Here is a 7,092-nt window from a genome sequence, read left to right as displayed (position 1 = left end):
CCTGATCGGGATCAACAGCACACGAAGCAAGCCGCATAGCTGGAAGGGTGACGCGACAACTACCTTGAAAAACGCCGATCAAGATCAAGATCAACAGACATGAACCAACTATTGGACCACTGGCAGTGTAGCTAAGTTATAGGCTCTCGGCGACTAGCCGGCTCCCACAAGGATAACCGAACCCCTCAAAGCCCAGCGCTAATTTACTGTTGATCATTGTAATGAAACTTCGGCATCTCCCAATGAAACCGAATCGCCAACAACCGCACCAGAAAACCACCAAACAGCGTCAGCAACATGGCCTGTTCCGCCGGAACTTTGAAGTAAACACACCCCAGGTAGAACCAGGCCGCCGCAAACGAAACACTGGCATACAGCTCACGCCGAAACACCAACGGAATATCGTTGCAGAAGATATCCCGCAGGATGCCACCAAACACCCCGGTGATTACCCCGCTGATCGAAGCGACCAGGAACCCCTGCCCCATTTCCAGAGCAGTCATGCAACCAATCAGGGTGAACGCCACAAGCCCCAGGGCGTCGAGCACCAGGAACAGCGACCGCAGGTGGCGCATCAAGGGCGCGATGAAGATCGTAAGCAGCGCCGCGAAACTGGTCAGCACCAGGTACTCCGGATGCTTCACCCAGGTCAGCGGGTAGTGCCCAAGCAGCACGTCGCGCACCGAGCCGCCACCAAGCGCGGTGACGCAGGCGATCAGCACCACGCCGAACCAGTCCATGCCGCGACGGCCAGCGGACAGGGCGCCGGTCATGGCTTCGGCGGTGATGGCGATGAGGTAGAGCATCAGCAACATGGTGCAGGTCCGTGCGGGAAAGGCGCGCAGTCTACCCAGTCGCGCGGGGCACCAAAAGGGGGCGCGCCGACGATCGTCGGCGCACGGCAAGGTCAGACCTTGATGAAGTGCTCGCGATAGTGGCGCAGCTCACCGATCGACTCGCGGATGTCATCCAGCGCCAGGTGGGTGCTGCCCTTCTTGAAGCTGTCGCGCACATCCGGCGCCCAGCGTGCGGCCAGCTCCTTGAGCGTGGAGACATCGAGGTTGCGATAGTGGAAGTAGTTTTCCAGTTCACGCATGTGGCGATAGAGAAAACGGCGGTCCTGGCAGATGCTGTTGCCACAGATCGGCGACTTGCCCTTCGGCACCCACTGCTCGAGGAAAGCGATGGTCTGCGCCTCGGCCTGCGCCATGCTCACCTTGCTCTCGCGCACACGCTGGGTCAGGCCCGAGGCGCCGTGGGTGCGGGTGTTCCACTCGTCCATGCGCGCCAGCACCTCATCGCTGTGATGAATGGCGATCACCGGGCCTTCGGCCAGGGTGTTCAGCTCGCTGTCGGTGACGATGGTGGCCATCTCGATGATGACGTCGTTGTCCGGATCCAGGCCGGTCATCTCCAGATCGATCCAGATCAGGTTCTGTGGGTTCTGCATGAAAAGGCTCCTCGAATAGCCCGTCATATTAGCCTAGCAGGGCGGCTCGTGGGCACGCCGTGCTAAACTGCCCGCCGTTTTCTTTCTGCCCCGCCGACACGGAACCCTCATGGCCAAACGCCAGCTCAACCGCCGCCAGAACTGGCGCATCGAAAAGATCCAGGGCGAGCGCGCCGCCCGCGCCGCCAAACGCGAGCAGCACGTGCTGCAGGAGCTGGAAGGTGGCGACCTGGGGCCTGAGCAGCTTGGCCTGGTGATCGCCCACTTCGGCGTGCAGGTCGAGGTCGAGGCCCAGGACGGCGAGGCCGCCGGCCAGGTCTTCCGCTGCCACCTGCGGGCCAACCTGCCGGCGTTGGTCACCGGCGACCGCGTGGTCTGGCGCGCCGGCAACCAGGGGATCGGCGTGATCGTCGCGCAGATGCCGCGCAGCACCGAGCTGTGCCGACCGAACAACCACGGCCAGCTCAAGCCGGTAGCGGCCAACGTCGACCTGATCGTCATCGTCTTCGCCCCGGCGCCCGAGCCGCACCCCAACCTGATCGACCGCTACCTGGTAGCCGCCGAGCATGCCGGTATCCGCCCGCTGCTGCTGCTGAACAAGGCCGACCTGATCGACGACGAGAACGGTCCGACCCTCCATGCGATGCTCGAGGTCTACCGTGGCCTGGGCTACCCGCTGCTGGAGGTCTCGGCCCACCACGGCGATGGCATGCAGCGCCTGCAGGAGACCCTCGACGGCCATATCAGCGTGTTCGTCGGCCAATCCGGCGTGGGCAAATCCTCGCTGGTCAACAGCCTGCTGCCCGCCGCCGACACGCGCGTTGGCGACCTGTCGGAGTGGTCCGGCCAGGGTACCCATACCACCACCACCGCACGGCTTTACCACTTCCCCAACGGCGGTGACCTGATCGACTCGCCGGGCATCCGCGAGTTCGGCCTGATGCATGTCAGCCGCGACGACGTGGAGGATGGTTTCATCGAGTTCCGCGAACTGTTCGGCCACTGTCGCTTTCGCGACTGCAAGCATGACCGCGAGCCCGGCTGTGCCCTGCTCAAGGCCCTGGAGGACGGCAGCGTCACCCAGCAGCGGATGAACAGCTACCGCTCGATCATCGCCAGCCTGCCGGAAGATACCTACTGATTGGCGCGTTGAACTGCCCGAGTTGTAGGAAACGTTACCGGAGCAGGTAGGACCGCTCCGGTTTTGCGGTCACCTATTGTCCCTATCCCAGCTTTCCCTGATGGTCATGCCTTGTCGTCGGCATTGATCAGGGAGGGCAACAAGGATGCCGGTTTTCATCAGTTACCGCCGGGATGAACGGCTCGATGCCTTCATCCTCAACGAACGCCTGCTGCTCGAAGGTATTCCCACCCAACTGGTGCCCTTCGACAGCGAAGGGCAGACCCTGGACGACCTGCATGACGGCTTCTGCCAGCACATGGCCGATGCCACCCATTGGATCGGTGTGCTGTCCGAGCACACCGTCGACGACTGGTGGACGGCCTGGCTGCTGGGCGCCGCTACCATGGCCAATCGCCGGGTGAGTTTCTATCACGCAAGCACCGCCGAACTACCGGAGTGCCTGGGCAGATGGCCGGCAATGCGCGAGCGGGAACATATCGAGCTGTTCGTGCGGGCCTACCACGACGAGCAGACCTTTGGCCGCTCCATGGCCTCGATGGCCCGGAGCGGGAGCGTATCGGACAGGGACAACGCGGATTTCTTTCACGCCGACCTCAAGGCCAAGATCAGGCGGGGTTTCTGAGCGCGCCGGGGCAGGCTTTTGGGCGATCGCCCAGCCCTTCGGGCTACGTTATCGCGCAGGGAACTGTCCCCTGTGGGAGCGGGTTCACCCGTGAACACCGGCGCAGCCGGTGCCATACACCGCGCTGGATTCTTCGCGGCGGTGCGGCGGTCCGATAAACCCGCTCCCACAGGGTCGAGCTAAATCAATGAGTTACGGTTTGTTCCATGAGAGAGGGCTTGGCCCGACACCGGAAAAGCCGGTGCCCTACACCGCATCGCGGGGCAAGCCCGCTCCCACGCTGAACGTGATGCAGGCAATGAAAAAGGGCCGCGATGCGGCCCCTGTCATTTACTGGTCCTTGGCCTCGTCCATCTTCAACACGCCATCCTCGAAGATGTTCAGCTTCTGGCGCAGCTCGCGCGGCTGCATCGGCGCGTCGCCCGGCGCCGCGGCGGCCCCGGGTGCGGCGTCCGCAGGCGGTGTTGCAGTGGCCGGTGGCGTGGCCTCCGGCGCACCCTGCTCACCCTCGATATCGCGCTGGGCCTTCTTGGTCAGGACGATGATATCGATGCGGCGGTTTACCGGGTTGAACGGATTGGCCCGGTCGAACAGCGACGACGAGGCATAGCCGACCACCCGCGCCACCTGCTCATCCGGATAGCCGCCAGCAACCAGGGCACGACGCGCGGCGTTGGCGCGGTTGGCCGACAGTTCCCAGTTGCCGAAGTCGCCGGTGCCGGAATACGGCTTGGCGTCGGTGTGGCCACTGATGCTGATCTTGTTCGGCACCGCCTTGATGGTGTCGGCCATGGCCAGCAGGATGTCCTCGAAATACGGCTGCAACCGCGCGCTGCCGAGGTCGAACATCGGCCGGTTCTCGGCGTCCATGATCTGGATGCGCAGGCCGTCCTGGGTGATCTCGAACAGGATCTGGTCCTTGAACTTCTGCAACTGCGGGTTTTCCTCGACCTTGTTCTGCAGCTCCTGCAGCAGCAGCTCGAGACGCTCGCGCTCGACCTGCTCGGCCATGGTCTCGACCTGGTCCTTGTCCAGCTGGATGCTGGTGTCAGGCGTCGGCTCCGACTTGGTTTCCGGGTTGATGGTCTTTTCCGGCGCCAGTTGCGGCGAGCCGCCCAGGTCAATGATGTAGGGCGTGCCGCTCTCGGAGAAGCCAATCGGATCCTTGAAGTAACCGGCGATGGCGATCTTCTGCTCGGGCGTGGCCGTCGACAGCAGCCAGAGCACCAGGAAGAACGCCATCATCGCCGTGGCGAAGTCGGCGAAGGCGATTTTCCAGGCGCCGCCGTGATGGCCGTCGCCAAAGCGCTTGACGCGCTTGACGATGATGGGCTGATTGTTCTCCATGGCTTAGCGACCGCGTACTGCTTGTTCCAGCTCGGCAAAGCTCGGGCGGTGCGCCGGGTACAGCACCTTGCGACCGAACTCGACCGCCAGCGACGGCGGCATGCCGGAGGCCGAGGCCACCAGCGAGGCCTTGATCGCCTCGTAGACGTTCAGTTCCTCTTTCGCATCGTGGCGCAGGGCGTTGGCCAGCGGGCCGAAGAAGCCGTAGGCGGCGAGAATACCGAAGAAGGTACCGACCAGCGCCGCGCCCACGTGCAGGCCGATGGACTTCTGGTCGCCATCACCCAGCGAGGCCATGGTCACCACGATACCCAGTACCGCCGCGACGATACCGAAGCCGGGCATGCCGTCGGCGATGCCGGTCACCGCGTGGGACGGGTGCTCCAGCTCCTCCTTCATGCTCAGCAGCTCCATGTCGAACAGGCCTTCGAGCTCATGGGGCGCCATGTTGCCGGTGGACATGATCCGCAGGTAATCGCAGATGAACGCGGTCATGCGCTCATCACCCAGCACGGCCGGATACTTGGCGAAGATCGGGCTGGCCGCGGCGTCCTCGATGTCGCCCTCGATCGCCATCATGCCTTCACGACGGCTCTTGTTGAGGATCTCGTACACCAGGCCCAGCACCTCGAGGTAGAAGGTGTGGGTGAAGCGGGTGCCGAACATCTTCAGCGACTTCTTGATTACATGCATGGTCATGTAACCAGGGTTGGCCTGGAGGAACGCACCAAAGGCCGCGCCGCCGATGATCAGCACTTCGAACGGCTGGATCAGTGCCGCGATCTTGCCGTGGGAAAGCACGTAGCCGCCGAGCACGCTCGCGAATACGACGATGATGCCGATAATTTTAGCCATAAGTTGGAAGCACTTGCTGTCGTGGTCAGGGTAGGGAACGGAAGCTTGAAAACTCTTCTTCTACTTATCGGCAGAACTGCGCCAGACTATAGCCACTCATTGCGAAAAGCCAGTTCGGACTGATGTCAATATGCCAATTGAAACCAAGGTGCCAACTCAGGTCCCGACGAGCCTGGAGGGCTGGATAAAGCTGCTCGACGGGGTCCGCGTGCCGGTCCCGAAAGAGAGCCATGACCGCGTTCTGCAGGCCATCAACGACAGTCGCCGCTCCCTGCGCGACATAGCCGAACTGATGCAGGACAGCCCCGCGCTGGTGCTGTGCGTGATGCGCGAGGCCAACCATTCGGCCAATGCCAGCCAGGCCGAGCCAGCTGAAAGTCTGGAAGTTGCCCTCAACCGCCTGGGCCTGGCCCGTATCAGCCAACTGCTGGCACGCTTGCCAGCGGTGCCCGGCGACGACACTCCACCGGTACTGCGCCAGTTCCTGCTGATCAGCCAGCATGCCACCCAGCAGGCCAATGGCCTGTTCGCCAGCCGCCTGGCACGGCTGTGGCAGGAGATCCACTGGGGCAGCCTGCTGTTCCTCTCGCCGCTGTGGCCCCTGGCCCTGGCCTACCCCAAGCTGCTCGACACCTGGGAACTGCGGGTGATTCACAAGGGCGAGGACGCTGCCGTGGTCGAGCGGGAGCTGTTCGGGGTGCGCCTGATGCAGCTGTGCCGAAGCCTGGCCGAACACTGGCGCCTGCCCGAATGGGTCATCCAGGGCTACCGCCTGCTGCTCGAAGAACGCGAGCAGCTCGCCCAGGTGCTGAACATCGCCCGCGAGCAGGACCCGCTGGTCCAGCAGCAGCGCCTGGACGACGAACCGGCCCTGCGCCGCTGGTTCAACCAGCCGCCCAACACCGTGCTGCTGGCCAACGGCCTGGCCCTGGCGGCCCAGGTGGGCTGGGACAACCCGCACCTGCTGCGTTGGCAACTGCTCACCGCGCTGTATCTGCAGACCACCCTGGACGATGTCCAGCAGCAGGTCCACCAACAGGCTGCGGCCAGTGCCCGCCATCACGCCCGGCATGCGCTTTTCCACCCGGCCGAGGCGCTGATCTGGCCCTGGCACCAGCGCCGGCCGCACCCGGACATGCTCACGCCGCCACCGCCCAGCACCGAGGACCTCGGCCGCTGGCGTGCGCTGTGCCAGGAACTGCTGGCCCAGCCCAGCCCGTTCAGCAACGCCGTGCACCTGGCCACCCAGGCCCGCGATGCCCTGCTGGCCTGTGGCATGCAGCGCATCATGCTGCTGAGCCTGGACAAGGCCACCGACTATCTGCGCGTGCAGCAGACCGCCGGCCTGCCGCGAGAGGCCGCCGCCATGGCGTTGCCCGTCGCGCAGAACAAATTGTTGCAAAAGTTGATGGCAAAAGCCGGCCAACTGCGCCTGACGCCCGACAACCATGGCCAGTTCAGCGCCCTGCTGCCGGCACCGCTACGCGCCTTCTTTCGCGGCGAGCACCTGTTGCTGCGCTCGCTGGCGGTGGGCGACCAGGTGCTGATGCTGGCGGTGGCCGACCAGGACGGCAAGCCACTGGCCGATGTCAGCGTGCAGGCGTTCGGCAAGACCGCGCAATGCGTTGAACGCGCCCTCGCCGTGTTTGCCACCCGCAATGCCTGACCCTTGCG

General features: G+C 64.0%; 7 protein-coding genes. 3 read left to right on the top strand and 4 right to left on the bottom strand.

Annotation, left to right across the window (positions count from 1 at the left end):
• Positions 1 to 203: 203 nt before the first annotated feature.
• The gene (locus tag LU671_RS16995) at positions 204 to 815 is read right to left on the bottom strand and encodes a trimeric intracellular cation channel family protein (protein ID WP_023630647.1); all 612 of its coding nucleotides are present in this window, start codon (positions 813 to 815) and stop codon (positions 204 to 206) included.
• A 92-nt stretch (positions 816 to 907) separates the two neighbouring features.
• A complete protein-coding gene (gene orn / locus LU671_RS16990; RefSeq protein ID WP_203648190.1) occupies positions 908 to 1,450 on the bottom strand; it encodes an oligoribonuclease in 543 nt (180 codons plus the stop codon).
• Positions 1,451 to 1,559: 109 nt separating this feature from the next.
• On the opposite strand from orn, the gene rsgA reads away from it, so the two are divergent.
• On the top strand, positions 1,560 to 2,591 hold the full coding sequence (rsgA, locus tag LU671_RS16985; protein ID WP_232856322.1) for a small ribosomal subunit biogenesis GTPase RsgA: 1,032 nt from the start codon (positions 1,560 to 1,562) through the stop codon (positions 2,589 to 2,591).
• Between the two features lie 145 nt (positions 2,592 to 2,736).
• The gene (locus tag LU671_RS16980; RefSeq protein ID WP_232856321.1) at positions 2,737 to 3,216 is read left to right on the top strand and encodes a molecular chaperone Tir; all 480 of its coding nucleotides are present in this window, start codon (positions 2,737 to 2,739) and stop codon (positions 3,214 to 3,216) included.
• 330 nt (positions 3,217 to 3,546) lie between these two features.
• Here the strand turns inward: LU671_RS16980 and motB are convergent, their stop codons facing one another.
• Both motB and motA read right to left on the bottom strand, forming a co-directional pair.
• On the bottom strand, positions 3,547 to 4,563 hold the full coding sequence (gene motB / locus LU671_RS16975; protein WP_203648193.1) for a flagellar motor protein MotB: 1,017 nt from the start codon (positions 4,561 to 4,563) through the stop codon (positions 3,547 to 3,549).
• Between the two features lie 3 nt (positions 4,564 to 4,566).
• Complete coding sequence (gene motA, locus LU671_RS16970) at positions 4,567 to 5,418, bottom strand: flagellar motor stator protein MotA (protein ID WP_023630652.1); 852 nt, start codon at positions 5,416 to 5,418, stop codon at positions 4,567 to 4,569.
• Positions 5,419 to 5,548: 130 nt separating this feature from the next.
• Here motA and LU671_RS16965 point away from each other — a divergent pair, with 130 nt between their 5' ends.
• Entirely contained in the window at positions 5,549 to 7,084 is a 1,536-nt protein-coding gene (locus LU671_RS16965; protein WP_232856320.1) for an HDOD domain-containing protein, read from the top strand.
• Positions 7,085 to 7,092: the final 8 nt, after the last annotated feature.

This window comes from Pseudomonas sp. NMI760_13 (assembly GCF_021283245.1).
Taxonomy (GTDB): Bacteria; Pseudomonadota; Gammaproteobacteria; order Pseudomonadales; family Pseudomonadaceae; genus Aquipseudomonas; species Aquipseudomonas peradeniyensis.
The sequence above is the reverse complement of the archived record's forward strand: the minus strand, read 5'-3'. Positions and strand labels throughout refer to the sequence as shown.